Below are 25,178 nucleotides of genomic sequence, written 5' to 3' on the forward strand. Positions count from 1 at the left end.
GACATGGAGATCGACTTCGACCACTTCATGAAAGTCGACATGCGCGTCGGTCGCATCATGGCCGTCGACACCTTCCCCGAGGCGCACAAGCCCGCCTGGAAGCTGACGCTCGACTTCGGCCCGCAGATCGGGACCAAGCGCTCGTCGGCCCAGATCACCAGCTACACGCGCGACGAGCTGCTGGGCACGCTGGTCGTCGCCGTCGTCAACTTCCCACCGCGCCAGATCGGGCCCTTCATGTCAGAGGTGCTGGTGCTCGGCGCGCTCGACCCGCAGCTGGGCGTGGTTCTGCTGCGGCCCGACCAGGAGGCCGAGGTGGGCTCGCGGATCGGTTGAGCCGCAAGCCCTCCGCGTCAGCCCTAAACGCTGTGGCTCTCGCCGGGCGCGAGCACCACCACGCGCGATCCTGTGGCCGACTCGACGTCGGCCTTGAACGCCTCGGCGTCGGTCTCGATCGCCGGAAAGGTGTTGTAGTGGCAGGGGATCACGGTCTTGGCCCCCACCAGCTCACAGGCGTCAACGGCGTCGTGACGATCCATGGTGTAATGCCCGCCGATGCACATCAGCGCGTAGTCGATCGGGGTGCGTTTGCCAACCAGCTTGAGGTCGGAGAACAGCGCGGTGTCTCCCAGGTGGTATACGACCGTGTCCTTGAAGTTGACCAGCAGACCGGCGGGCGTGCTCTGTGTGCCCTTGGGCGTCGTGGAGGTGTGCCAGGCCGGCACCATCTTCACCCAGCCCCAATCGAAGCTGACCGTGCCACCGATGTTGATGTCGAGCGCGCTGACACCCTCCTCCTGGCCGAACTCACCGGCCAGCTCGACGATCGCCAGCACCGGTGCGCCGGTGCGCCGGGCGATCGGCACGACGTCGGCGATGTGGTCGCCGTGACCGTGGGTCACCAGGATCGTGGTTGGGTTCAGGCTCTCGGCGGCCACCACCGCCTTGGGGTTGCCGGTCAAGAACGGGTCGATCAGCACCGACGTCTCGCCATCCACCAGTTCAAATGTTGCATGCCCGTGAAAACGGATCTCCATAGCTTCTAGTCCTCCGGTTCGTTTCTCTCAGAGACGGCATCCACGCCCGCGGCGTCGTGCCCCAGCTCCCGGGCCAGCTCAAGCCCGACGGCCACCCCCACCAGCATCGTCAGCCGCGTCTCCTCAGCAAACAGCGTCCGGACGGCCGTCAGCCGCGTCTCGACGTCGGCGTTAGCGGCGGCGTCCCTGACCGCGGCCTCGTGCGCGGCGTCAAACCAGCCGCCCTCGTGCAGCGCGCTGACAAGCACGCGCTCGAGCCCGGGCGCCACGCTCGCAACCAGCGCCTGTGCGTCAGCGAGCCGTCCTGGCTGGCTGAGCGCGGCTATCGCCGCCTCCAGCTGTACCTGCGAGAAGCTCACGTGCTCAGCAGCTTGGCAGATCAGTGGTGGATACGTGTGAGCAACCATCCCAGCAGCAGGCCGGCCGCGATCCCGACGCCGGCCGCCACCCAGCTGGCGCTCGGAGCGGCGAGCGGCATCAGTGCCACCACCGCCGCAAGCACACCGGTCCCGATCAGGTCGCCCTCGTACTCGCGCCGGCGCAGGCGCAGGCTGAGGTCCGGGACCGCCCACGCGGTCAGCAGCGCGAGCGCAGCGCCATTGCCACCCATGTAGAGCCCGGTGCCGACTTGTCCGGCCAGAGCCAGCCCGCCCGCACCACCGGCCAGCACCAGCGCCAGCACCACCACAGGTCCGTGTCGTCGCTCGAGCAGCCAGCCATAGACGGCGATGACCAGCAGCGCAAGGACCGCATAGCCGGTGTTGTCATAGATGAAGGGCGCGCTCAGCACGCGCCACCAGCGGTCCCCGGTGGGACCCAGAACGACCAGGTTGCCGGTGGCGATCAGGTTCGTGCGCCACAGCAACGCGCCGATCACGCCCAGCGATACAAACAGCGCGGTCGCGTAGGGATGTGACTCATGCCTGATCCCGGGGATCTCGCCGCGACGCAGCCGCGGCAGCGATGGCGCCAGCTGGCGGTGACGGTGCCGGCCTGCGATCTGTCCGTGGCGGTCGAGCTTAGGTGCCCGTTTACGCAGCCGTGTGCCGCAGTAGGGGCACTCCGTGATGTAGGGGCTGACCTCTGACCCGCAGTTCTTGCAGACCACAAACAGGGGCGGGCCACCGGTACTCATAACCTCAAGTGTAAGCAGCCGACGGCTCTGCTCAAACAACCGTGGCAGCGCCGAGGAAGGGGTGGCGGCACCACGACCAGAGCCGGCTCTAGACTCGCGTGAAATACGTTCCACGCACCCCTCCGAAGGCGGACCAAATGCCACTTGGATATCAGGACAAAATCTACATTCTGGCCTTCGACCATCGCGGCTCCTTCCAGAAGAAGATGTTCGGGATCGAAGGCGATCCAAGCCCTGCACAGGTCGACCGGATCGGGGACGCCAAGCGCCTGATCTTCGAGGGCATGCTCGAGGCGGTCCGTCTTGGCGCCAAGGCGGGCGCAACGGGCGTACTGGTGGACGAGCAGTTCGGCTCAGACGTTCCCGAGCGCGCCCGCGAGCACGGCCTCGTCCTGGCGATGCCGGTCGAGAAGTCAGGTCAGGATGAGTTCGACTTCGAATACGGCGAGGACTTCGCGGCCCACATCGAGCGCTTCAACCCTGGTTTCTCGAAGGTGCTGGTGCGCTACAACCCCGATGACCCCGACGCCGCCATGAACGCGCGCCAGCTCGGGCGGCTCAAGCGGCTCGCCGACTGGCTGCACGCACACGACCGCAGGTTCCTCTTCGAGCTACTGGTCCCCGCGACAGCATCACAGCTGCAGAGCGTTGCAGGTAGCGGCGAGCGTTACGACGCCGAACTGCGACCCGAGTTGATGCGGCGCGCGATCGCCGACATCCAGAACTTCGGGATCGAGGTCGACATCTGGAAGATCGAAGGCGTGGATCAGCGCGCCGACGCCGAGATGCTCGCCGCCCAGGCCCGCAGCGGCCCGGGGCGAGAGGGTGTCACCTGCGTCCTGCTCGGCCGCGGCGCCACCACCGAGAAGGTCGAGCACTGGCTCGCACAGGCGGCACCGGTTGAGGGCTTCATCGGCTTTGCGATCGGACGCTCCATCTGGTGGGACGCCCTGGCAGCCTTCCTCGGCGGCAGCCTGCCACGCCCCGAGGCCGCCGCGCAGATCGCCGCCAACTACCTGCACTTCGTGCAGGTCTACGAGCGCAACCTCGTCGCCTGATGCAGGTTGGCCGCTTCGCGCTAGCGTGTAGCCCCCATGCCGGCAATGAAGATGCGCCAGAGCCTCGACCAGCTCGAAGAGGAGTTCCGCAGGCACACCCAGCTGGCGGCAAAGCAACGCGCGGTGCTCGAACGCAGGGCGGCTGTCCGCTCGCGCCAGCGCTGGCGCGAGCGTGAGCGTCGACACAGCTCGCTGCGGTTCTACCTGCTCACGGCGTCGCTGGCGCTGACGGCCCTCGTCGTGACCGTGGCCATGTTCGCCACGCTCTACCTGCTGCTCGCCTGAGCCACCGGGCCTATACCCAAGATTCAAGACTTCGGCTGCGGCCAGGTCCTGTGGTGGGCACGCTTGACTGCGAAGTTGGACATTTTTGCCTTCGCCGACACGCGCGTTCGCTCGCCGGGGCCGGTTGCGCAGGCTGCGCGTGAGCGAGAGTCGGTCTGGGTCGACATCGGCTGAGGGGCGGCAGCGTAAAGCAGGCCGCCGAGGACATCCGTCCACACGGCTCCCCAGGCCCTGACGAAGTGGTTGCTGGTCGCCGTAAAGCCATCCACGGAGCGCACTCGCTGCCAGACCGTGCCGCTGTCCCCGACGCTCATGTCCATCTCGGCATCGCCCTCCATGCGGCCGAGGACGCCGCGCTTGGCCTGTGAGCGTGGCGGTGAACTGCCAGCCGCTCAGCGCGTCGTCGGTCAGCAGCTCCCACATCTGGCGCCTGCTGACAACCGCCTGCACGCTAGCTCAGAGAGCAAAACCCAGGATCAGCGCCCAGGGGATCTCCCAGAACATCCCGAACGAGAACGACAGCGCGTCCCCGACGTGCGGGATCAATGTCGTTGCGAGCGGCGGCGTGCTCGTCGTTCGGGCACCCGGTTACTCACTTGGTGTGACCTCTAGCGGCTGTGGGTGAAGCGGTGAACGGCTTCCAGCAGCTCGCGGCTCTTCTCGGTGGCGACGGCCTCGTCGCCCGAGGCGAGTGCGCCGGCCACGCAGTGGTTGACGTGCTGGTCGAGGATCTTGAACGCGACCGACTCCAGCGCCGTGGTGATGGCCGATATCTGGGTGATGATGTCGATGCAGTAGCGCTCGTCGTTGACCATCCGTTCGATCCCGCGGACCTGGCCCTCGATGCGGTGCAGGCGCCGGGTGAGCGCCTCCTTGTCGGCCGTGTAGCCGTAGGTCGGCGCGCCGGACGGAGTGGCGGCAGCGGTCAGTGTGGCGGTCGCGCTGGCTGCAGGTCGCGTCACAGGGTCTCCCTTCGGGATTGGAAGCGGCGCAGCCGCAGCGAGTTGGTGACCACGAACACGCTCGAGAAGGACATCGCACCGGCGGCGATGATCGGGTTCAGCAGACCGGCGACCGCCAACGGGACGGCGACGACGTTGTACCCGAATGCCCAGAAGAGATTGCCCTTGATCGTCGTCAGGGTACGGCGAGCCAGGCGGATCGCGTCCGCGGCGGCGCGCAGGTCGCCGGAGACGAGCGTGAGATCCGAGGCTTCGATCGCGACGTCGGCGCCGGTGCCGATCGCCAGGCCGAGGTCGGCCTGGGCCAGCGCGGGTGCGTCGTTGACACCGTCGCCGACCATCGCCACGACCTCACCCTGCTGCTGCAGCCGTATGACCTCGGCGGCCTTCTGGTCGGGAAGTACACCGGCGAGCACGCGCTCGATGCCGACCTGATCGGCGACCGCGCGGGCGGCGCGCTCGTTGTCACCGGTCAGCAGCACGGGCTGCAGACCGAGGCCTTTCAGCTCGGCGATCGCCTGCGCGCTGCTCGGCTTGATCTGGTCGGCAACGGCTATCAGCCCGCGGGCGGCGCCGTCCCAGGCGACCGCGATGACCGTGTTGCCTTTCTGCTCGAGCCGCTCAGCCTGTGCATTGAGATCGTCGGGCAGCTTGACGCTCCACTCGGCGAGGAACGCTGGGCGGCCGACCAGGACGGCGTGACCGTCGACCACCGCCTGGACACCGAGGCCTGCCCGGTTGGCGAAGCTCTCGGCGGTCGGAAGCGCGCCCAGCTGGGCGCGGCCGTATTCCGCGACCGCGCGCGCGATCGGGTGTTCGCTAGCGTCCTCGGCACCCGCCGCAAGCCGGACAAGCTCGGTCTGCTCGGTGCCCGGAGCGGTCAGTGCTGCGCTGACGGCCATCCTGCCCTCGGTCACGGTGCCGGTCTTGTCGAGCACGATCGTGGTGAGCTGGCGTGTACGCTCGAGGATCTCCGGGCCCTTGATCACGATTCCGAGCTGCGCGCCCCGTCCGGTGCCGACCATCAGTGCCGTCGGCGTGGCCAGACCGAGGGCGCAGGGGCAGGCGATCACGATCACCGCCACAGCCGCTGTGAAAGCGGCGGCGGCGCTGGCGCCGAACGCCAGCCAGCCGACCAGCGTCAGCAGCGAGACCGCGATCACGACCGGGACGAAGACCGCTGAGACCCGGTCCGCGAGTCGCTGCACCGGCGCCTTGCCGGCCTGGGCGTCACTCACCAGCCGTGCGATCTGTGCGAGTGCGGTATGCGCGCCGATTCTGGTCGCGCGCACGACGAGTCGGCCGGAGGTGTTGATCGTCGCGCCGGCGACCTGATCGCCGGCTGCCACCTCGACCGGGACAGACTCACCGGTCAGCATCGATGCGTCGACGGCCGACGTGCCGCTCTCGACGACCCCATCGGTGGCCACCTTCTCCCCCGGGCGCACGACGAACAGCTCACCGACCTGCAGCTGCTCGACCGGCACGAGCACCTCCTGTCCGTCCCGCAGCACACGCGCCTCCTTGGCGCCGAGCTCGAGCAGCTTGCGGATCGCCTCCCCCGAACGGCGCTTGGCGCGCGCCTCGAGGTAACGCCCCAGCAGGATCAATGCCGTGATCAATCCAGCGGCGTCGAAGTACACGCTCTCGTGAATCCCGGTCACCAGCACCACCACCGACCACATCCACGCCGCCAGCGTGCCCACCGAGATCAGCGTGTCCATCGTCGCCACCAGATGCCTGGCATTCACCGCTGCGGCACGGTGAAACGGCCAGCCGCTGTAGGCCACCACCGGAGTCGCAAGCACCAGGGACACCCAGCGCCAGCCGTTGAACTGAAGCGGCGTCGCCCAGGCGAGCACCGCCAGCGGCACCGAGAGTGCGGCGGCGATCAGCAACCTGAGCAGCCAGACGCGGGCAGGATCATCCTCCTGCGTGGCCTCCTGGAGAAGTGAGGCGTGGTAGCCGGCCGCTTCGACGGCGCCGATCAGATCATCGACCGAGAGGCTCCCTGCATCGAAGGTGACGGTCGCATGCTCGGACGCGAAGTTGACCGACGCGCTCACCTCATCCAGCTTGTTGAGGCGCTTCTCGATGCGGGTCGCGCACGACGCGCAGGTCATCCCGTCGATCACCAGCTCGACATGCTCGACATGCTCGGCTGGCCGCGCCTGGGCGGGGACCGGCTCGGTCAGGGTGGACATCACGCCGCCTCGTAGCCCGCTTGGACAATCGCTGCCCGCAGGGCGCTGTCATCCAGGGTCTCGCCGCTGACCTCCACGAGCTTGGTGTCGAGGTCCACGGCGACCGATTCCACCCCGGAGACGCCGGAAAGCTCTTCCGTCACCGCCGCCTTGCAATGGTTGCAGGTCATCCCGGGAACGCGGTAGGTGATCGTGTCGGCCATCGTTCACTCCTAGTCTCTTAGAGCATACCCCAACGGGGTACATCGCATACCCGTGAGGAGTATCTCGCAGGAGGTGGCCGCCACCACCGAGGGATGCCCCGGGGACGCTACGGCATTGCCGCGCCCTCTCGGCACAGAAGCACGGACGCGCAGCGCGCCCGATGGCGTCACGATCGTCCAATGCACCGGGCACGTCGCTCCCTCTCCGGGATCGCAGGCGCTGGGGTCTTGGTTCTCGTCCTCGCCGGAGTTGTGCTCGCCATAGCCATGAATGGCCACCCACGAAACGTGTTCGCGGCGCGCACGTCGCGCGGATCTGACGGGTACTCGATGATGGGCCCGGGCTCCGGAATGATGCGTGGCGGCAGTCCGCCTCCACAAAGCGACTCGGGGGCCGGCACGGTCAAGGCACAAGGCTCGCAGGCACTGACGCTCATCGTGAGGTCGGATGCCGAGCATGCTCGGCGCGGGCCAGACGGCACTTGGCACGACGCGTTCCTGCCAGCCGACTTCACGCTGCGCGCCCGCCGGCGGGTGACGGTTACGGTCTACAACTACGATGACATGCCCCACTCGTTCACGTCCTCAGCGCTCGGCGTGGACGCGACGGTCCCCGCCGGCTCGGCGGACACACCAAGCAAGACGACCTTCAGCTTCGTCGCTCCCGCGACGCCTGGCAGCTACCAATGGTGGTGCGCGCTGCCATGCGATTCCTGGGCGATGGTGCATGATGGTTACATGCGCGGCCAGGTGACGGTACGGACCTGATGAAGCGAAGCGCCGCGCTCGCACCACTCTCACGCGACCACCACCACGCCCTGGTTGTCGCGAGCGCGCTCACCCGCGCCGGCGAGGGCACCTGTCGCTCGTCAGCGACGCTGTTCGCGGACTTCATCGCCGAGCACGAGGCCAGGCACTTCGCGGTCGAGGAGGCGCTGCTATTCCCGATGCTCCCGCCAGGCGACAGAGCAGAGTCGTTGCGGGCACGGGTGCGCGCCGACCACGAGTACCTGCGCGAGCAGGCTGACGCACTCAGGCACGGACGCCTGGAGCCGACGGTCGAACTAACGGCATCGCTCGGCACCCGCCTGCGTGCGCACGTGCAGCTCGAGGAGCGCGAGCTGTTCCCGTACATCGAACAGTCGCTGGATGCTGCATCGCTCGACCGACTCGGGCGGCAGCTCGAAGCCGGGACATCGCCGGCCTAGACGCAATAGGGTACGTGAGGATCCGGGTGCCGGTTGGTGCTGTGGTGTGCCTCGGTCTGGTCGGGTCAAGCCGCAGTCTGATCAGCGCGTTTCAGATCACGTTTCGATCGGGGTTCTGACGCGGGCTTTTTCTGCCGGAGCCGCTTGAAATGGTGTTGCACACGGCTGCGCGCCCCGTTGGCGAGCGAGTCGAACAGGGGCGTTCTACCGTCAGTGGCGGTTGATGAGCCTGGATGGCACCTGCCTGGATGTCGCCGACACACTCGCCAACGCGCGGAAGCTCGGGCGGCCCGGGTCTTCTCGGCGCGATGGTCGCATGGTTCAAGCGCGCAAGCGCCAGCCACCGGACGGCTCATACCTGGCCCGCATCTACCCCAGCCAGAAAGACCAGGGCGCAGGCAACGACGGCCAGCGTGTCCGTGTGATCGGCGGCCACGTCACAACCCAGCCGTCATCAAGCGCAAGATGAGCAACTGGCCGGTCAAGCATCCTGAACACCGCGATCCGCCTCAACCGGCCAAGGCGCCCAAAGAAGCCATCACCGCATCACCGGCGTTGCACCCTAACCTAGCGGTATTGGCTCTAGGCGGAGGCCGGAGGCTCCCCGAGCTCGCGCAGAGCCGCATCGAGTTCAGCCTGGGGTTCGTCGGCGCCGACCGTGGCGCCGCGCTCGCCCTGAATCTCCAGGTAGACCTCTTTGCGGAAGACCGGCACATCGCGGGGCGCCTGGATGCCCACGCGCACCTTCTCGCCGATGATCGCAAGCACCGACACCTCAATGTCGTCTCCGATCATGATGCTCTGGTGCGCCTTCCGTGTAAGTACCAGCATCGCTTCCTCCCCGGTTCAAAGCCTGCAGTGGATATCCGCCACCAGAGCACGAACCTGCACCCGGGGTGGGTTGGCAAGTCGCACAGCCCAGCATATCCAGACCACGCGGCGGCTTGCAAGTGCATTGCGCCAAAGCCACTTCGGTGAGCCGGCGCGAACGGCGTCCAGCCAGCTCTGTATGCTCAGCGTTTCTATGCCAAGAAGATCTTTGCGACCGGAGCTCAACAGGATCCGCGGCTGGGTGCGTCAGGGACGCACCGACGCCTGGATCGCCCACCAGCTCGAGGTCACCGTTCAGCAGATCCAGACCTTCAAGCGCGAGCAGGGACTGGAGCCAGACGCAGGACCAGACGCTGGCGTGGCGACCGCCGACTTCGACGACGAGATCGATCTGCGCGCCGCCGACGACGCGCTGATCGCCGCCGAGCTTGAGGCTGAGGCTCAGGCTGCAGCCGCCCGCGCTGAGGCTGAGGCGGCCGCCAGAGCACAGGCCGATGATGCCGAGGCGCCCGCTGACGACGACGGTGAGGAGAAGCCCAAGCGCCGCCGCAGCCGGCGCGGTGGCGGCCGCGCCCGTGGCAAGACCAGGGCCGGCGGGCCCTGGGAGGCAACCTTCGATCACGGCGATGAGGGAATCGGCCTGTGGCTTGATCCCGCCGTCCAGGACGACCCGATCTATGCCGAGTCCTGGGCCGGGCACCGTCCGGTCGAGGTGACCATCGCCGAGGACGTGATCACGATCCGGCGCGCCGGCTCAGCCGAGACCGAAACGCCCGAGACCACCGGAGATTGAGCGCCGGCCACCGGCCCGCACTCAGGCACCGACCGCGACGCGCGCTCAATCCTCTGAGAACTTCCTGACGCCGCCGCTCCAGTCCAGCGCACCCCGGGAGAACCTGGCAAACGCGGCACCGCCCACGGTGGCGATGTCCCACGCCTCGGGCGTGTCCGGTGCGGCTGCGTGCGCGGCCTGGAAACACCAATCGGTCCCCTCCGACAGGTAGTACTCAGCGATCTCCGCGGTCGTGACGGTGACACCAAGCCGCCGCCGCAGCTCGGCAACCAGCACGTCCACCACCGACTCCAGCTTCCGGCGCAGCTCCGGCTCGGCCGCGTCGACACGCTGCTGGCCATCACGCCAGAGCGTCATCAGCAGATCGAAGTCAGCCGCCAAGCCGAGGCGCTCAGCGCCCGAGGTTGACCACGACGAACGGCCGCTCGCCGGCGGCCACCATCCCCAGGCTGCGGGCGTCACGGATGATCGTCGCCTTCTGGTACAGGGAGCGCTCCTGCGCGAGCAGTGCACTGTGCTGGCGCTGCAGGGAGACCACCAGCCTCGTCTCGGCTGCCGCCTGGGCGTGAGCGGCGACCAGCGCCAGGCCCGCCTTCAGCCCGATCCATCCGATCAGGCCGACGACCAGGATCAGCACAATCCGGAACTTGCGGTCCCAGCCAACCCGCGACCTGGGGAGCCGGCCCGTGACCGCGCGCGGCCTGCTGTGCGGCAGCGGTGCGGTGTGAGCGTCACGCCTGGCGGTTGTCTGGGCTCTGGGCGGCATCCCTGAGCTTCGTCTTTCGCCACCGACGGTCAGCTTCCTGCCTGCCCCGTGCCGTGGTCGCTACGTCCCGCCGCCGGCGGCGGCGCGTGTGCTTCAGCTGCCGGCAGCGCGGAAGGCACGCCGTCCCGGGTATTCAGCCGCCTCCCCGAGTGCCTCCTCGATCCGCAGCAGCTGGTTGTACTTGGCGATCCGGTCAGTCCGCGAGGGCGCACCCGTCTTGATCTGCCCGCAACCCGTCGCGACCGCCAGGTCGGCGATGGTGACGTCCTCGGTCTCCCCGGAGCGATGCGAGATGATCGCCGTGTAGCCGGCTTCACGAGCCATCCTGATCGCCGCGAGCGTCTCGGTCAAAGTCCCGATCTGGTTGACCTTGATCAGGATCGAGTTGCCGGCGTGCAGGTCGATCCCGCGCCGCAGGCGCTCGGTGTTGGTGACGAAGATGTCGTCACCAACCAGCTGCACGCGATCACCAAGCGCACTGGTCAGCCTCACCCATCCGTCCCAGTCCTCCTCCGCCATCCCGTCCTCCAGCGAGATCACCGGGTAGCGGTTCACCACCTCGGTCCAGTAGGAGGTCAGCTCGTCAGCCGTGAGCGTGCGGCCCTCGTGCTCGAGCCGATAGGCACCGTCGCTGTAGAGCTCTGAGGTTGCGGGGTCAAGTGCGATGGCGATCTGCTCGCCGGGCGCGTAGCCGGCGGCGCGAATGCCCTCCATCAGCACCTCCAGCGCCTCCTGATTGGACGACAGGTTTGGCGCGAAGCCCCCCTCATCCCCGACCGTGGTGCCCAGCCCGCGATCGTGCAGGGTCCGCCTGAGGTTGTGGAAGACCTCGGCACCCATGCGCAGCGCCTCGCTGAACGTGGGCGCACCGACCGGCACGATCATGAACTCCTGAAAGTCGATGCTGTTGTCGGCGTGAGCGCCACCGTTGAGCACGTTCATCATCGGCACCGGCAGGACCCGGGCATGCTCGCCGCCGAGGTAGCGCCAGAGCGGCATCCGCTCCTCCGCGGCCGCGGCATGAGCGGCGGCCAGCGACACCGCGAGGATCGCGTTGGCGCCGAGCCGCGACTTGTTGGCCGTGCCATCGAGGCCGATCAGCGCCCGATCGAGCGCGGCCTGGGCCGAGACCTCGAGGCCGCGGACCGCGTCTGCGATCTCGCCGTTGACGTTCGCGACCGCGCGGCTGACACCCTTGCCCAGCCAGGCAGGTCCACCGTCGCGCAACTCGGTGGCCTCAAATTCCCCGGTGGACGCACCCGAGGGCACCGCCGCCCTGCCCCAGGCGCCGGAGCGCACGCCGAGTTCCACCTCCACCGTCGGGTTGCCACGGCTGTCAAGTATCTGGCGGGCGTGGACTTGCTCGATCTCGCTCATCTGTGGGTCGGTCTCCTCGGTGTGCTTGCCATATGTTCGCGGCATGAGAGCCGCGGCTGCGCTCGGGCCGCTACTGCTCCACGCGCACCCGCGCGTAGAGGTCGAGCTGCTCGTCGGCGGAGAGATCGTTCCAGTTTCGCCCGCGCGATGCGGCCAGGTCCACCGCCGCCTGGACGCGCGTGCGGAAACGGCTGGCCGCAGCGCGCACCGCAAGCTCTGGGTCGAGCTTGCGCTTGCGCGCGACGTTGACCACCGCAAACAGCACGTCGCCGAGCTCCTCAAAACCGCGCTCGGCGCCCTCGGCCGCCCCAAGCTCGCCGATCTCCTCCTGCAACGCCTCAAGCGCGGTGTCCGTGCCGGCGAAGTCAAAGCCGCTGGCGGCGGCGCGGCGCTGGACCTTGCGCGCGTACAGCAGACCGGGCAGGTTCTCGGGCACCTCGCCGAACACGCCGGCCTCACGGCCCGGCTCGGTCGCCTTGATCTGATCCCAGTTGCGCAGCACCTCGGCGGCGGTGTCGGCCCTCACCTCACCGAACACGTGCGGGTGGCGGCGCACCAGCTTCTCCGACGCGTGCCGAGCAACGGCAGCAAGGTCGCCGGCGCCACGCTCCTCGAGCAGCAGCGCCAGGAAGTGAACTTGGAAGAGCACGTCACCCAGCTCGTCAAGCAGCTTGGCATCGTCACCTCGCTGCGCTGCGTCAGCCAGCTCGTAGGCCTCCTCGACCGTGTGCGGCACGATCGTGCGCGCATCCTGCTCGCGATCCCAGGGGCAGTCGCGCCGCAGGCGCCTGGTGATCGCATCGAGCGTCCCGAGCGCGGCGGCGCTCTCCGCCTCGCCCGGGCTGGGAGCCACTAGCCCTTCTTGGACTTCTTCGTCGAGGTAGTGGTCGACGTGGACTTGGTCGCCGTCGTCGATGCCTTGGTCGCCGTCGAGCTGGTGGTCGCCGTCGAGCTGGTGGTCGGCGTCGAGCTGGTGGTCGAGGGCGCACTGGTGGTCGAGGGCACCGACGTGGTCGGAGGCGCCTTGTAGTTACTGCAGACCAGCTGCGACTCGTAAGGACTGCGGCAGGTGGTCTTTTTGAACCAGGCCTTCTTGGCGGCGTCCGCCACCGTCGTCGCGGCAGCGGTCTGCTGTGCGTTCTCGAGCGTGGTTTTGATCGTCGCCGCGACCTTGGCCAACGGCTCCTGCACCGCAGGCACGATCTTGGTGACCTGCGTGACGTAGTAGCCGAGCACACCCTTGACGGGGCCGACCAGCTTGCCCACGGGGTTGTTGAAGATCGCGTTGTTGGCCGCCACCTCGTACTCGCCCGAGGTCACACCATCCAGCAGACCACCGTTGAGCTTGCCGGTCGCGTCGGCCGAGTACTTGCGCGCTACGACCGTCCAGCTCTGGCCCGCCTTGAGCGCGTTGACCGCCGCCTGCGCCTGCGCCGCACTCTTGGTCCGCAGCAGATGCACATCGCGGCTCTCAGGCGTGCCGTAGGAGCTCTTGTGCGCCGCGTAGTAGGCGGCGATCTGCTTTTTGGTGACCGGCTTCTCAGCGGCCTTGAGCAGTTTCAGGTAGTAGGTCTCGACCGTGTACTGAAAGAGCAGGTCCTGGCGGGTCTGCCCGCTTGACTTCAGGTAGCTTGCGAAGACCTTATTGGTGGGCCACTGCTTCTTGACGTAGGCGTCAAAGTCCTTGAGCAGCTTCGGCGCCTTGAGGCCGAGCTTGTGCGCCTGAGCCTGGTACCAGTAGCCCTCGAGCAGGAACTGCAGCACCTGGGAGGTGTCGCTGGTGAACACCTCCTTGCAGTAGCCCAGCAGTGTGCTGTGAGTCGCGCTGTGCAGCGACGCGACACCGGTATGAAGGTTGTTGATGCAGCTCGAGTAGTTGTTGGGGTCGCTCGAGACGATCACCGGGGCGCTCACACCCTGGGCCGCCTCCTGTGAGACGACGTCCTTGGCGGCCACGTACATCCAGTGCTTGTAGGCCGGCAGCGTGATCGGGTTACCGGCCATCTCCGCGACCGCGCTCGACGGGACTGAGCTGCCACAGCCAGCCACCGCGCCCGCCAGTACAAAAAATGCGGCACCGGCCGCGAGCTTCCTGGAGATCAGCATCCGCGCCGATGGTAGCGGCAGGCCGGGAAAGCGGCGGCGCGCCGGACGATCTTCCTTAGAAGCTTCTTCAGCAGGGCTGTCGGCGGTGCCTGCAGGCGCTCCGGTTCAGGCCGCCGCCGGCTCGCCGACGTCGGCGACGATGACCGAGAGCAGCGCATCGGCGGCACGCACCACCGCCTCGAGCTGGGCGTGTGGCTCACCGGTTACGCGCATCGACAGCTGGGAGCGCCCGGACTCGTAGATCGCCTCCGGCAGCTGCGCGCGCAGCGCCCGCACACGCGCCGAGTCGAGCTCGATCGGGGTGACGGCCAGACGACCGCCCTTGAACGAGACGGCGGTGGCCCCCGCCTGCCCGAGCTTGATCCTGGCGGTCTGCAGCACAAGCAGGTTCTCAAGCGGCTCGGGCAGCTCGCCGAAACGATCGATCAGCTCTTCGCGCAGCAGGCCGATCTCCGCCACCTCACGGGCCGCGGCGATGCGGCGGTGCACGTCCACCTTGGCCTGCTCGTAGGGGATGTAGTCGGCCGGCACGTAGGCGTCGACCGAGACCTCGAGCCGTACCGGCTCCCACTCCGGCTCCTGCCCCTCCGCCCCTGACTCGGCGGCGAGCGCCGAGACAGCCTCGTCGAGCATCTGCATGTAAAGCTCGAAGCCGAGGGCGGCCACATGCCCGGACTGCTCCTCGCCGAGCAGGTTGCCGGCGCCCCGGATCTCCAAATCGCGCATCGCCACCTTGAAACCGGCCCCCAGCTCGCTGTAGTCGCTGAGCGCCGCCAGGCGCTGGGCGGCCTCCGCTGTCAGTGCCGCCGAGGATGGATAGAGCAGGTAGGCGTAGGCGCGCTCACGCGAACGCCCGACACGGCCACGGATCTGGTAGAGCTGCGAGAGGCCGAAGGTGTCGGCGCGCTCGACGACCAGCGTGTTGGCCTGGGGGATGTCGATCCCTGACTCGATGATCGAGGTGGCCACCAGCACGTCGGCGTCACCGCGCAGAAACGACAGCATGCGGCGCTCGAGCTCCGCGTCCTCCAGCTGGCCGTGCGCAACCGCAAAGCGCATCCCTGGAACCAGGCCGCGCAGGCGCTCAGCCGTCTCGTCGATCGACTCGACGCGATTGTGCAGGAAGAACGCCTGCCCGCCACGCGCGTGCTCACGCTCGAGCGCCGCCCTGACGAGCTCCTCGTCGTACTCGCCGACATAGGTCTTCACCGGCCGCCGGCCCTCCGGGGCGGTCTCGATCACACTGATGTCGCGGATCCCGGCCAGCGACATCTGCAGGGTGCGGGGGATCGGCGTGGCGCTCATCGCCAGCACGTCCACCTTCAGCTTGAGCGACTTGAGCAGCTCCTTCTGCTTGACGCCGAAGCGCTGCTCCTCGTCGATGATCAGCAGGCCGAGGTCCTTGGCCCGCACGTCCCGTGAGAGCAGCCGGTGGGTTCCGATGAGGATGTCCACCTGGCCGCGCGCAAAGGCCGCGATCGCCTCCTTCTGCTCGCTCGCCGGTCGGAAGCGGGAGACGTGCTCGATCTTCACCGGATAGTCCTTCAGGCGTTCGGCGAAGGTGCCGTAGTGCTGCTGCGCGAGGATCGTCGTCGGCACCAGCACCATCACCTGCTTGCCGTCCTGCACGGCCTTGAAGGCCGCCCGCAGGGCAACCTCCGTCTTGCCGTAGCCGACATCGCCACAGATCAGGCGATCCATCGGGCGCGGCGCCTCCATGTCAGCCTTGACGAAGTCGATCGCGTCGCGCTGGTCGGGGGTTTCGCTGTAGGGGAAGGCGGCCTCGAACTCGATCTGCCACTCACCGTCAGGCGGGAAGGCGTGACCCTGGCGGCGCCTGCGCTCGGCGTAGAGGTTCAAAAGCTCGCCGGCCATCTCCCGGGCGGCACGCCGCGCCCGCGCCTTGACCGTGTCCCAGCGCGTGCCGCCGAGCTTGGAGAGCGCCGGCCCGTGCTCGCCCCCACCGCCGACGTAGCGGCTGATCTTGGCGAGCTGCTCGACCGGCATGAAGACGCGGTCGGTGCCGGCGAACTCCAGGTTCAGGTAGTCGCGCGTGATCCCGGCGACCGTCTTGGTGTCAAAGCCGGCAAAGCGCGCCACCCCATGGTCCTCGTGCACGACGATGTCGCCCGTGCGCAGGTCCGCGAACGAGCGCAGCGCGCCACGGCGACCGAGGCGAGCGGGAGCGTCGGCACCGCCGGTCGCCCGGCGCCGGCGGAACAGTCGCTGCTCCGGGATCACCGCCAGGTGGAACTGCGGCGCGATGAAGCCATCGCGCAGCCGCGCGTGGGCGAAGCTCAGTTGGCCTGAGCCTGCCGCTCCCGCCGGTGGTCCAGCGGGACCACCGGCGGTGCGTTCGCCGTCCAGCCAGGCGACCCTCAGGCGGCCGAGGTTGTAGGCGGCGCGCTCCCCCTCGCCGCGCACCGCAAAGGTGACGACCGTGCGGTAGCCGGAGCGGGTCAGCTTCTCGAGCTCGGGCTCGGCTTCACGGATGCCGCGCGCGCCGACGTCGGCCGCCTGGCTGCGGAACTGGTAGCGCTGATCCTGGTCGATCGAGGAGAGGCGGATGTGGGCACGGGCCTCGAGCTCGTCGGTGATCGCCTCGGGCGCGAGGTACAGGTGGTGTGCCTCCTGGTCGTGGAAGGCGACGGTCACATCCTGCCAGTGGTCCGCCAGCGCCGGCGCGAGCTCCTCCTCGGCGGCCAACAGCACGCTGGTGCGCGCGTCGATCAGCTCGAGCAGGCTGCGGAAGTCCTCGACCGGCAAAAGCTCGGTGATGTCGGGCCGGCTGTCCTCACCCTCGGCGGCCGCCAACTCGGCCAGCTCCCGGTACTCGGCGGCCAGCTCCGCGGCCGGCGCCACCTCCACCTCGTCGGCGTCACCGAGCGAGCGCTGCGTGAACGTCGAGAACCAGCTCAGCCGCTCGATCTCATCACCGAAGAGCTCGACGCGGGCGGCGCGGTCCTCGGTCGCGGGAAAGAGGTCGAGGATGCCGCCGCGGATCGCAAACTGACCGCGGTCCTCCACCTGGTCGACCCGCTCGTAGCCGGCCGCGACCAGGTCGGCCTGCGTCTCGCTGAGATCGATCAGCTCGCCGCGCCGGAGCGTGAAGCCGTGAGGTCGCAGCGAGGGGTCGGGCACCTTCTCCGACAGCGCCACGGCGCTCACCACCACGACCGGCGCACCGACGGCGTGCCGGTCCGACTCGGGGGCGAGCAGCGCATCCAGGGCCGCGATGCGCTGGCCGGTCAGGTGCGCGGGCGGCGCGAGATGCGACTCGTAGGTGACCCCGCGGCTCGGGTAGTGGCGCACGCGCCGTGGCGCGAGCCACGCCCGCAGGCTTGAGGCCAGCTCGCGCGCGTGGCGGTCATCGCCGGCCACCACGATCGCAGGCCGCGCCGGCTCACGGTCAAGCAGCGCGGCGATCAGGAACGGGCGCAGCGACTGCGACACGAAGGCACGGCCGCCGTCGGCGTGCAGTCGGCCGGTCTGCGGGTCCTCATCGGCGTGGCGGAGCAGGCTGCGGAGCATCGCTACCTCACTCACTTAAGCAGCTTGGGCAGCTCCGCGGCGAGCAGCTCTTCAACCGCGGCCGTGGCGGCGACGACCAGCGCCTGGACCTCATCCCTTGGCTGCCTGAAGCGGCCGAGGACGTAGGCGGCGACCAGCTCCGGGTCGGTGCTCGGCGGACGGCCGACGCCGATCCGCACCCGCTGGAATTCAGCTGTACCTAGCGCGGCTTTCACCGACTTCAGGCCGTTGTGACCGGCCAGTCCCCCGCCAAGCCTGGTGCGAATCTCGGCAAACGGCAGGTCGATCTCATCGTGCACCACGATCACTCGCTGTGCGGGTACGTGCAGCGCGCCACTGGCGGGGCCGACCGACCTGCCGGCCTCGTTCATGAAGGTCTGCGGCTCGAGCAGCGCGACACGCGCCCGCAACGGCATGCCGGTCTGCGGGTCGTGGCCCACGATCGCGGAGCCCTGGCTGATCAGCCCACGGTACTTGGTAGTCGGCTTGCCGAGCCCCCACCGCACCCGCAACGATGCGGCCACCATGAAGCCGATGTTGTGTGGCGTCCAGTCATAGGCCGGTCCGGGATTGCCCAGGCCGACCAGCAGCCAGTCGACGGGAGCGCTGCGGCTTGGCGCCGGCGGCATCCGCGGCCGGCTTGGCTATTGGTTGCGCTCGGCGCTGTCGGAGGCGTGAGCGTCGTCTTCCACGCCTGCGACCTCCTCGCCGATCACCTCGGTCTCGAGTTCGACCACACCAGAGGCCTCCGAGGCCACCATTCCACGCGAGGTGCGCATCGTCGCGATCACGAGTTCCGGGTCGCCGATGATCGTCGTGCCCGCAGGCGCCTGGATCTCGCCGAGTGTGACACTGGCGCCGACCTTCAGGCCCGCGACGCTGTGCTGGATAACGTCGGGGATCGATGTCGGGACGGCCTCCACCACGAGCTCGCGCACGGTGTTTTCGAGGATCCCGCCGACCTTGACGTCGGAGTCCTCGACATCAAGGAGCTCGAGTGGCACAGGCTGCTGAATCGGCTTGGCGAGGTCCACACGCAGCAGGTCGACGTGCATGGTCTCCCCGCTGACGGGGTGGCGGGCGCGTTCCTTGAGCACCACCGGCTCGGGCTTTTCGCCGTCGAGCGACAGGTCGATGACGGCGCCGGTGCTGGCGAGCGCGTTGCGCAGCGTGCGAGCTTCGATCTGGAAGGAGACCGGGTCCTTACCACCGCCGTATACGGTGCCGGGAACCTGGCCCTCACGACGGAGGCGGCGCGCCCCGCGCGAACCGTTTGGCTCGCGTCTTGAGGCGGAGAGGCTTGTGGTCTTTTCTGACATAGGTCAAGCGATGGTAGCGAGCGCTGTCAGTTCGCGAACTTCCCCCAGCTCAGCTATGCGCGCGCTGTACTCTGTAGCAATGACGGCGTTCCAGGTGATGCTGTTTCTCGTCGGCGTGCACATCTTCGGATTCGCGGCGATCGGCATCCTGCTGCTGCCGGCATTGCGCGAGTCTCCGCCCGAGCAGGATGAGGATGGCGACGGCTCGGATGACGGCTGGGGCAACCTGCCGAACGTCAAACCCGACCCGAGCCGGTGGCCGGGCGGAGGCATCCCCCTGCCGGACGCCGACCAGTCCGGCGTGCGCCTGCGTGAACCGGGCCGCGTTGCCGACCGGCTCGGCGCCCCGGAGCGGCGCCCATCGCACGAGCCCGCGCCGCGTAAGCCTGTCCGCTCGGACCGCTGAGGACCAGGCGAGCGCGCCGGCTCAGGCGGCGTCGCTCAACTCGAGAAAGCGCTCGACCGACGCTTCCTGATGTGCGATCTGCTCGGCCAGGTCGTGGGCATGACGGGCCGCACGCTCCATGAAGTCGATCACGCAGCCCTCCGGATCTTCGGCCAGCGGATAGACCCGCGCCAGCTCCTGCTGGATGCAGGCGATGCCCACCGGCGGCTGGCCCTCCGCGAGCGTCCGGGCGCTGCACACCGGTGTGACGAGCACCTGCGACTCCGTGGCCAGCAGCGCCGTCGGCAGCAGCCGCGGCAGCGGCGCACGCACCGGCACGCTCGCCGACGTGCTGATCACCACGTTGCCGAGCAGCTCAACTAGCGCCTCGCGCCAGAGCTCGAGCATCAGATCGGCGCTCAGCACCGTGTCGCGCAGGGTTCGGGCCTGCTGGGCGTAGAGTCGCTCCGCGTCGGCCCGGTCGGCCGCATCCGCGAGATCCAGATCGCAGGGCACACGCAGGAGCTCACCGGGCGAGACGGTCGCACCCGCGCCACGGCTCCCAGGCGTCAGATAGGTCTGAAGTGTCCCCAGATCGCGTCGCGCGTAGAAGATCACCGTGACCGCGTCGCTGACGGGCAGGCCGTCGATGCGCAGCGACACGCTGACCGCCGAGTCAGCGTCGAGCAGAGCGCGCCTGAGCAGGTCCTCCGCGTCGCCGTCCTGATACTCGCTTGCCTCTTCCTGCATGTCTCACCTCCAAGCAGCCAACGGTGGGATATGCGTAACCATTTATGCACATTTCGCGGCGGCCGTGGTTAGGTCATTTATCGCCTCCTGTTAGCTGTCGGTTGAGGCTCGCGTGTCGGGTAGTCTCAGTTGCGATGAAGCGCTTGGCCTACCTGCCGTTCTCGGTCGCAGCTGGTGCGATTGGCTCGTTTGCCGGCAGGCGAGCGTTCCGAGCCGTCTGGGAGCGGATCTCCGGTCAAGCCGGCCCACCGTCCCCGAGCACTCCTGAGCTGCCCCTCGCGCGGGTCGCGCTCGCCGCGGCCCTCGAGGCTGCGACGCTCGCCGCCGGTGCCGCCGTGGCCAGGCAGCTGGCGGCGCGCGTCTTTCACCGCCTGTTCGGCGCCTGGCCCGTCGGCTCGCGCGCCTCAGACCCGCGCGCCTGACACGCGCGCCTGACAGGCAAGCGCCGGGCGTCTCACTTCCAGAGCCTGCGCCAAACCCCGGCGCGGCCCAGCGCGCGACCGACGGCCACGTTCTTTGCCCGCCTGACGGCGCGTGTGGGGCTACGCAGCGAACCGATGTTGTTTGAGATGCGGGCGGCTCTGTAGAGCTGGCTGGTGAACGACCTGCGTCTTGTCATCGTCGAATTGTCCGCCTCGCGCCACCGAAATGGAACCCACCAAAACATAAAACCGTCCAACGCTCGGGTCGAACTAGCGCTGGCCGTAATACGCCCGCGGTCCGTGCTTGCGCTCGAAGTGCTTACGCCGCAGAGCGGGATCGAGCAGCGGAGCGCGCGGCTCGAGCCCATAGGTCAGCGCCGCCAAACGCGCGATGGCCTCAAGTGTCACGGCGTGCTCAAGCGCCTCCTGCGCGTTGCGCCCCCAACAGAACGGGCCATGCTGGCGCACGAGCACACAGGGCAGTTCGCGAGGCCCGAGTCCCACCACCGCTTCCACGATCGCCATCCCGGTCGCCTTCTCATAATCCTCGTCAACCTCCTGCTCGGTGAGCGCCCTGGTCAGCGGGATCGGGTGCGGAGAGAGATCGGCGTGTGTGGTGCCGAGCAGCGGGATCTCTCGCTCCGCCTGCGCCCAGGCGGTCGCCCACGGGGAGTGCGTGTGAACGATGCCGCCGACGTCCGCAAACGCCCCATACACAACCAGATGGGTGGGGGTGTCGGTTGACGGTCTGGTGCCCACGTCGAGCGCCCGCCCGTCGACGCCAAGCACCACGATGTCCTCGGCCTTCATCGTCTCGTAGGCGACGCCGCTCGGCTTGATCGCGATCACGCCGGCAGCGCGGTCTATCTGGCTGGCGTTGCCCCAGGTCAGAGTCACGAGCCCAACGGCCGGGAGCGCCTGATTGGCACGCAGCACCTCAGCACGCAGCTGCTCGAAACGAGGCTCAGCTCCGCGCGTCGAAGCCTGCCTCCGGTCGTCTGCCTCGCCCGTCATCCCCGCGCCTCCAGGCGGATGCGCTTGAGCCGGTGCAGCAGTTCCGCGTCGTCACGGCCCAGCCGCTCATAGAGCCGACGGTAGACGGCGTACACGGCGTCATAGACGGATGCAGCCCGTGGCTCGGGCTCGAAGTGCTTGAGGTGCGCCGACCTGGTGGCCGCCACGGCAGCGCGAATGTCCGGGAAGACTCCGGCAGCCACCGCGCCGAACAGCGCAGAGCCGCGCGCCGGCACGTCACCTTCTGCGGGGACCGAGACGGTACGGCCACTGGTGTCCGCCAATAGCTGCATCATCAGTGGACTCCGCTCGGCGATGCCGCCGCACGCGACGATGCGCTCGAGCCGCAATCCGTGCTCCTCGAAGTTATCCATGATCCGCCGGCTGCCGAACGCAATCGACTCGAGCAACGCTCGATAGATCTCCGCCGCGGTCGAGCTGATCGTCAGGCCGAGCACGACGCCCGATAGGTCTGCGTCCGCAAGGATCGCGCGGTTACCGCTCCACCAGTCAAACGCCAGCAGGCCGGTGGCACCCGCGCGCAGGCCAGCCGCTTCGGCCTCGAAGTCGGCATGAGTCCGGCCCGCGCCAAGCGTGCGCGTGAACCACGCGAGCATGTCACCGACGGCCGCCTGGCCTGCCTCGTAGCCGTAGAGGCCTGGCAGGATTCCATCCTTGACCACCCCCGTGACGCCGGGCAGCAGGACCTCGTCAGGGTGCACGACCATGTCACAGATCGACGTGCCGATCACCGCCACGAAGGTCCCCGGATCCTCGACTCCCGCACCGGGCACCGACACGAAGGAGTCGACGTTTCCGACGGCGACCGCGACGGTGGGTGTCAGGCCAATGCGCTCAGAGAGCTCTGGCCGCAGTGTCCCCGCCCGAGAGCCGAGCGGCACGAAGCTGCCTCCCAGCTTGGCAGCCGGGTCACCGATCCCGGGAAACGCAGCGGCGAAGTACGCCGCGCTCGGGAACCCGTGGTCGGGAGACCAGAGCGCCTTGTAACCGGCTGTGCATGCTTGGCGCACCTGCACGCCCGTCATCCAGGCAACGATCCAGTCTGTCGCCTCCATGAATGAGTCCATCGCGTCGTAGACGGCGCGGTCCTGCTGCCAGATCTCAATGAGCTTCGGAAACGTCCACTCCGCCGAGATCCGGCCGCCATAGCGCGCGATGAACCCCTCTGCACGTCGGTGCGCGACGTCATTGAGGCGATCCGCTATGCCCTGCGCAGCATGGTGTTTCCAGAGCTTCGGCCACGCATGTTTGTGTCCACGCCAACGCCCTTTGCAACACAGCGGCGTGGCGTCCTCGGCCACCGGCAGCACCGTGCACGAGGTGAAGTCGACTCCCAGGCCAACCACTTTCGTCGGGTCGATGCCGGCGCGGGCGACGGCCTCCGGAACGCCCTCGAGAACCACCCGCTTCCAGTCCTCAGGGTCCTGCAGCGCCCAGTCCGGCGGCAGCTGCTCCGCGGTCCCCGGTAGCGCACTGTCGATGACGCCGTTGCGGTACGGCACAACCGCAACGGCCAGCTGTCGGCCCTCCAGCAAGTCGAGCACCAGCACCCTGCCGGACTCGGTGCCAAAGTCGATTCCAATCGCGTAGGTCGCGCTCAACGACATCGGCAGGAAAACAGTTGACGGTTCCAACGTAGTTCGCTCAGCAGCGACGACAGGGTCGAACTCGCCTCGATTCTGAGCAGCTCGACGCCGGCGATGTCAGCCAGGTCGGCGATCGCCTCGATCCCCAGCGACGTGGTCAACACGCTGTGATGAGGTCCACCGGCGCTCAACCACGCCTCGGTTGCCGTGAAGAAGTCGGGCAGCGGTCGCCACAGTGCCCGAGCCACCGGCAACCGGGGCATGCTTTCCTCGATCTCGACCAGCTCGATCTCGTTGGCGACCAGCCGGAAGCGATCACCCAGATCGAGCATCGCCACCAGTACGGCCGGTCCCCTGGCCGCGTTGAAGACGAGCCGTACGGGGTCATCTCGCCCGCCGATGCTGAGCGGGTGTATCTCGACCGACGGTATCCCGTCGGCGATGCTCGGACAGACCTCGAGCATGTGCGAGCCGAGCACCCGCTCCCGCCCGGGTATCAGATCGTAGGTGTAGTCCTCGATGAACGAGGTGCCACCCGGAAGCCCTCGTGCCATCGTCTTAATGATTCGCAGCAGCGCCGAGGTCTTCCAATCGCCCTCCGCGCCGAAGCCGTAGCCGTCGGCCATCAGGCGCTGGGCGGCGATGCCGGGCAGCTGCGCCAGCCCGTGAAGGTCCTCGAAGGTGTCGGTGAAGGCTCCGTGGCCGCCCCTGGCGAGGAACTCGCGCAGTCCCGCCTCGATCCTCGCCGCATCCACCAGCGACTGGTGGCGGGCTCCACCCGCCGCCAGCTCCGGAGCCACACGGTAGGCATCAGCGTAGCCGTCGAGGATGGCCCTGACGGAGTCCTCCGAGGCGCCGGCTACGGCGTCGGCGAGATCGCCGACGCCGTAGCCATCGACCGCGACGCCCAGGCGAATCTGCGCCTCGACCTTGTCGCCCTCGGTAACGGCGACGTTGCGCATGTTGTCCCCGAAACGGGCCACGCGCAGCCGGTGTGCCTCGTGCCATCCGCAGGCCGCGCGAGACCAGGCCGCGATCCGGGCGACGGTGCGTGGATCGCGCCAATGTCCGACGACGGTCTTGCGACTCACTCCCATGCGCGTTGCGATATAGGCGAACTCACGGTCGCCGTGCGCCGACTGGTTGAGGTTCATGAAGTCCATGTCGAGCTCGGCATAGGGGAGCTCCTGGTTGAACTGCGTGTGGAGGTGCAGCAGCGGCTTACGCATCGCTGTCAGGCCCGCAATCCACATCCGCGCCGGCGAGAACGTATGCATCCAGACCATCACGCCAACGCAGCGAGGGTCAGTGTTGGCCTCCTGGAACAGGTTGAGGATGCCGTCCGAACTCGTTGCGAGCGGCCGCACGACAACGCGCAGCGGGATCACATCGGAGGCGTCCAACGCAGCTGCCACCTCGCGCCCCTGGACCTCCACCTGCGTCAGCGTCTCGGGCCCATACATCTCCTGGCTGCCGCAGAGCAGCCACAGCTCGAGATCTGGATACGGCTTATCACCGCGCGAGCGCGGAGCTTCTCTAGGTGAGGTTTGCATTTGTCGGTTCCAAAGTGGGTTTCTTCACGTATGCCCGCGAGGGCGGGTGGCGATCCGCAGCGCGAACCGCCACCCGCCCCTCACCACGGCTCGTGGTGCGCAGGCTGGTTGGTGTCTAGAAGTCGTACTTCTTGTAGTTGGCCTTGGTGAACGTTAGGTGCGGCATCAGCGTTGGCTCCTGCGGCACAAGGTAGATGCCCAGCTGCTGTGTCATGTGTGGCGTCAGGCGGTGGATTTGTTGGCCGTTGATGACCAGCCGACCGCTGTCGGGCTGATGGATCCCCGCCATCACGCGCAACAGGGTCGACTTCCCGGCTCCGTTCTCGCCCACCAACGTGTGGATCTCGCCAGGCCACACTGACACGTCGCTCAACGCCATGGCACCGGCGAACGACTTGGAGATTGCGGATGCCTCATAAACGCTCGGCGACGCGATCGAGCCGAGCTCGGGCAACCTGTGCGGTGGGGTTGCAACCGTCATGCCGCCGATACCGTGCGCGACCGGAGCAAACCGGTTCTTTGCGTTATGAAAGCCTCCATCGCTCTCCTCACATACGATTGTAAGCAATCGTATGCAGTCCACGCAAGCGCGCCTAACAAAAGCGCAACAAAGGCCCGCCGGTTCCGGCACG

The 25,178-nt window shown here is 68.1% G+C and carries 31 protein-coding genes; 9 read left to right on the forward strand and 22 right to left on the reverse strand.

Features of this window, described 5'->3' with window-relative positions:
- The first annotated feature begins 3 nt into the window (after positions 1 to 3).
- Entirely contained in the window at positions 4 to 336 is a 333-nt protein-coding gene (locus tag M3M54_RS06550) for a tRNA-binding protein (RefSeq protein ID WP_249021377.1), read from the forward strand.
- 23 nt (positions 337 to 359) lie between these two features.
- Here the strand turns inward: M3M54_RS06550 and M3M54_RS06555 are convergent, their stop codons facing one another.
- Genes M3M54_RS06555 through M3M54_RS06565 form a run of 3 tightly spaced genes read right to left on the reverse strand, consistent with a single transcriptional unit; the run spans position 360 to position 2,172 of the window.
- A complete protein-coding gene (locus M3M54_RS06555; protein ID WP_249021378.1) occupies positions 360 to 1,037 on the reverse strand; it encodes a metal-dependent hydrolase in 678 nt (225 codons plus the stop codon).
- Between the two features lie 5 nt (positions 1,038 to 1,042).
- A complete protein-coding gene (locus M3M54_RS06560; protein WP_249021379.1) occupies positions 1,043 to 1,396 on the reverse strand; it encodes a hypothetical protein in 354 nt (117 codons plus the stop codon).
- 20 nt (positions 1,397 to 1,416) lie between these two features.
- Positions 1,417 to 2,172 carry a rhomboid family intramembrane serine protease gene (locus M3M54_RS06565; RefSeq protein ID WP_249021380.1) on the reverse strand — a complete coding sequence of 252 codons (756 nt, stop codon included), beginning with the start codon at positions 2,170 to 2,172 and terminating at the stop codon, positions 1,417 to 1,419.
- 137 nt (positions 2,173 to 2,309) lie between these two features.
- Between M3M54_RS06565 and M3M54_RS06570 the strand changes: the two genes are divergently transcribed.
- Positions 2,310 to 3,230, forward strand: a complete 921-nt coding sequence (locus M3M54_RS06570) for a 2-deoxy-5-keto-D-gluconate 6-phosphate aldolase domain-containing protein (protein WP_249021381.1) — start codon at positions 2,310 to 2,312, stop codon at positions 3,228 to 3,230.
- A 36-nt stretch (positions 3,231 to 3,266) separates the two neighbouring features.
- Entirely contained in the window at positions 3,267 to 3,515 is a 249-nt protein-coding gene (locus tag M3M54_RS06575; protein ID WP_249021382.1) for a hypothetical protein, read from the forward strand.
- Between the two features lie 23 nt (positions 3,516 to 3,538).
- Here M3M54_RS06575 and M3M54_RS06580 read toward each other — a convergent pair whose 3' ends face one another.
- The 4 genes from M3M54_RS06580 to M3M54_RS06595 form a co-directional block, all read right to left on the reverse strand.
- On the reverse strand, positions 3,539 to 3,829 hold the full coding sequence (locus M3M54_RS06580; protein ID WP_249021383.1) for a hypothetical protein: 291 nt from the start codon (positions 3,827 to 3,829) through the stop codon (positions 3,539 to 3,541).
- Between the two features lie 294 nt (positions 3,830 to 4,123).
- Positions 4,124 to 4,444: a metal-sensitive transcriptional regulator gene (locus tag M3M54_RS06585; protein WP_256465841.1), complete on the reverse strand. Its 321-nt coding sequence runs from the start codon at positions 4,442 to 4,444 to the stop codon at positions 4,124 to 4,126.
- Positions 4,445 to 4,473: 29 nt separating this feature from the next.
- A complete protein-coding gene (locus M3M54_RS06590) occupies positions 4,474 to 6,681 on the reverse strand; it encodes a cation-translocating P-type ATPase (RefSeq protein WP_249021384.1) in 2,208 nt (735 codons plus the stop codon).
- Entirely contained in the window at positions 6,681 to 6,884 is a 204-nt protein-coding gene (locus tag M3M54_RS06595; RefSeq protein ID WP_249021385.1) for a heavy-metal-associated domain-containing protein, read from the reverse strand. Before M3M54_RS06595 ends, M3M54_RS06590 begins: the two co-directional genes overlap by 1 nt.
- A 228-nt stretch (positions 6,885 to 7,112) precedes the next feature.
- Between M3M54_RS06595 and M3M54_RS06600 the strand changes: the two genes are divergently transcribed.
- From M3M54_RS06600 to M3M54_RS06610, 3 genes are all read left to right on the forward strand, one after another.
- Positions 7,113 to 7,652: a cupredoxin domain-containing protein gene (locus M3M54_RS06600; RefSeq protein ID WP_249021386.1), complete on the forward strand. Its 540-nt coding sequence runs from the start codon at positions 7,113 to 7,115 to the stop codon at positions 7,650 to 7,652.
- Positions 7,652 to 8,092, forward strand: coding sequence for a hemerythrin domain-containing protein (locus M3M54_RS06605; protein ID WP_249021387.1), 441 nt, complete (start codon positions 7,652 to 7,654; stop codon positions 8,090 to 8,092). The genes M3M54_RS06600 and M3M54_RS06605 overlap by 1 nt, the downstream gene beginning before the upstream one ends.
- Before the next feature lie 316 nt (positions 8,093 to 8,408).
- The gene (locus tag M3M54_RS06610; protein WP_249021388.1) at positions 8,409 to 8,561 is read left to right on the forward strand and encodes a hypothetical protein; all 153 of its coding nucleotides are present in this window, start codon (positions 8,409 to 8,411) and stop codon (positions 8,559 to 8,561) included.
- A 113-nt stretch (positions 8,562 to 8,674) separates the two neighbouring features.
- On the opposite strand, the gene csrA is transcribed toward M3M54_RS06610, so the two are convergent.
- Positions 8,675 to 8,923: a carbon storage regulator CsrA gene (csrA, locus tag M3M54_RS06615; RefSeq protein ID WP_249021389.1), complete on the reverse strand. Its 249-nt coding sequence runs from the start codon at positions 8,921 to 8,923 to the stop codon at positions 8,675 to 8,677.
- A gap of 193 nt (positions 8,924 to 9,116) precedes the next feature.
- Between csrA and M3M54_RS06620 the strand changes: the two genes are divergently transcribed.
- Positions 9,117 to 9,716: a hypothetical protein gene (locus tag M3M54_RS06620; RefSeq protein ID WP_249021390.1), complete on the forward strand. Its 600-nt coding sequence runs from the start codon at positions 9,117 to 9,119 to the stop codon at positions 9,714 to 9,716.
- A gap of 45 nt (positions 9,717 to 9,761) precedes the next feature.
- Here the strand turns inward: M3M54_RS06620 and M3M54_RS06625 are convergent, their stop codons facing one another.
- The 8 genes from M3M54_RS06625 to M3M54_RS06660 all read right to left on the reverse strand — a co-directional run bounded on the left by M3M54_RS06625 (position 9,762) and on the right by M3M54_RS06660 (position 18,815).
- Complete coding sequence (locus M3M54_RS06625; RefSeq protein ID WP_249021391.1) at positions 9,762 to 10,073, reverse strand: hypothetical protein; 312 nt, start codon at positions 10,071 to 10,073, stop codon at positions 9,762 to 9,764.
- Between the two features lie 34 nt (positions 10,074 to 10,107).
- A complete protein-coding gene (locus tag M3M54_RS06630) occupies positions 10,108 to 10,482 on the reverse strand; it encodes a hypothetical protein (RefSeq protein WP_249021392.1) in 375 nt (124 codons plus the stop codon).
- 93 nt (positions 10,483 to 10,575) lie between these two features.
- Positions 10,576 to 11,859 carry a phosphopyruvate hydratase gene (gene eno / locus M3M54_RS06635; RefSeq protein WP_249021393.1) on the reverse strand — a complete coding sequence of 428 codons (1,284 nt, stop codon included), beginning with the start codon at positions 11,857 to 11,859 and terminating at the stop codon, positions 10,576 to 10,578.
- 70 nt (positions 11,860 to 11,929) lie between these two features.
- Complete coding sequence (gene mazG / locus M3M54_RS06640; protein ID WP_249021394.1) at positions 11,930 to 12,712, reverse strand: nucleoside triphosphate pyrophosphohydrolase; 783 nt, start codon at positions 12,710 to 12,712, stop codon at positions 11,930 to 11,932.
- Positions 12,712 to 13,965 carry a peptidyl-prolyl cis-trans isomerase gene (locus M3M54_RS06645; protein WP_249021395.1) on the reverse strand — a complete coding sequence of 418 codons (1,254 nt, stop codon included), beginning with the start codon at positions 13,963 to 13,965 and terminating at the stop codon, positions 12,712 to 12,714. Before M3M54_RS06645 ends, mazG begins: the two co-directional genes overlap by 1 nt.
- Positions 13,966 to 14,070: 105 nt before the next feature.
- Positions 14,071 to 17,511: a transcription-repair coupling factor gene (gene mfd / locus M3M54_RS06650; protein WP_249021396.1), complete on the reverse strand. Its 3,441-nt coding sequence runs from the start codon at positions 17,509 to 17,511 to the stop codon at positions 14,071 to 14,073.
- A complete protein-coding gene (gene pth, locus M3M54_RS06655; protein ID WP_249021397.1) occupies positions 17,508 to 18,125 on the reverse strand; it encodes an aminoacyl-tRNA hydrolase in 618 nt (205 codons plus the stop codon). Before pth ends, mfd begins: the two co-directional genes overlap by 4 nt.
- A 15-nt stretch (positions 18,126 to 18,140) precedes the next feature.
- Positions 18,141 to 18,815 carry a 50S ribosomal protein L25 gene (locus M3M54_RS06660; protein WP_249021398.1) on the reverse strand — a complete coding sequence of 225 codons (675 nt, stop codon included), beginning with the start codon at positions 18,813 to 18,815 and terminating at the stop codon, positions 18,141 to 18,143.
- A gap of 79 nt (positions 18,816 to 18,894) precedes the next feature.
- Between M3M54_RS06660 and M3M54_RS06665 the strand changes: the two genes are divergently transcribed.
- A complete protein-coding gene (locus M3M54_RS06665; protein ID WP_249021399.1) occupies positions 18,895 to 19,221 on the forward strand; it encodes a hypothetical protein in 327 nt (108 codons plus the stop codon).
- A 21-nt stretch (positions 19,222 to 19,242) separates the two neighbouring features.
- Here M3M54_RS06665 and M3M54_RS06670 read toward each other — a convergent pair whose 3' ends face one another.
- The gene (locus M3M54_RS06670; RefSeq protein ID WP_249021400.1) at positions 19,243 to 19,950 is read right to left on the reverse strand and encodes a hypothetical protein; all 708 of its coding nucleotides are present in this window, start codon (positions 19,948 to 19,950) and stop codon (positions 19,243 to 19,245) included.
- Positions 19,951 to 20,084: 134 nt separating this feature from the next.
- Between M3M54_RS06670 and M3M54_RS06675 the strand changes: the two genes are divergently transcribed.
- Positions 20,085 to 20,372 (forward strand): DUF4235 domain-containing protein, encoded by a 288-nt coding sequence (locus M3M54_RS06675; protein ID WP_249021401.1) that lies wholly within the window; start codon positions 20,085 to 20,087, stop codon positions 20,370 to 20,372.
- Between the two features lie 32 nt (positions 20,373 to 20,404).
- Here the strand turns inward: M3M54_RS06675 and M3M54_RS06680 are convergent, their stop codons facing one another.
- The 5 genes from M3M54_RS06680 to M3M54_RS06700 all read right to left on the reverse strand — a co-directional run bounded on the left by M3M54_RS06680 (position 20,405) and on the right by M3M54_RS06700 (position 25,027).
- Positions 20,405 to 20,569, reverse strand: a complete 165-nt coding sequence (locus M3M54_RS06680; RefSeq protein WP_249021402.1) for a hypothetical protein — start codon at positions 20,567 to 20,569, stop codon at positions 20,405 to 20,407.
- Between the two features lie 73 nt (positions 20,570 to 20,642).
- Positions 20,643 to 21,386 carry an L-ribulose-5-phosphate 4-epimerase AraD gene (gene araD / locus M3M54_RS06685; RefSeq protein WP_249021403.1) on the reverse strand — a complete coding sequence of 248 codons (744 nt, stop codon included), beginning with the start codon at positions 21,384 to 21,386 and terminating at the stop codon, positions 20,643 to 20,645.
- Positions 21,383 to 23,014: a ribulokinase gene (locus M3M54_RS06690; protein WP_249021404.1), complete on the reverse strand. Its 1,632-nt coding sequence runs from the start codon at positions 23,012 to 23,014 to the stop codon at positions 21,383 to 21,385. Before M3M54_RS06690 ends, araD begins: the two co-directional genes overlap by 4 nt.
- The gene (gene araA / locus M3M54_RS06695) at positions 23,005 to 24,546 is read right to left on the reverse strand and encodes an L-arabinose isomerase (protein WP_249021405.1); all 1,542 of its coding nucleotides are present in this window, start codon (positions 24,544 to 24,546) and stop codon (positions 23,005 to 23,007) included. The genes M3M54_RS06690 and araA overlap by 10 nt, the downstream gene beginning before the upstream one ends.
- A 115-nt stretch (positions 24,547 to 24,661) precedes the next feature.
- Positions 24,662 to 25,027, reverse strand: coding sequence for an ATP-binding cassette domain-containing protein (locus M3M54_RS06700; protein WP_249021406.1), 366 nt, complete (start codon positions 25,025 to 25,027; stop codon positions 24,662 to 24,664).
- Between the last annotated feature and the right edge of the window lie 151 nt (positions 25,028 to 25,178).

It is taken from the genome of Conexibacter sp. S30A1, assembly GCF_023330665.1.
In the GTDB taxonomy this organism is placed as follows: Bacteria; Actinomycetota; Thermoleophilia; order Solirubrobacterales; family Solirubrobacteraceae; genus Palsa-465.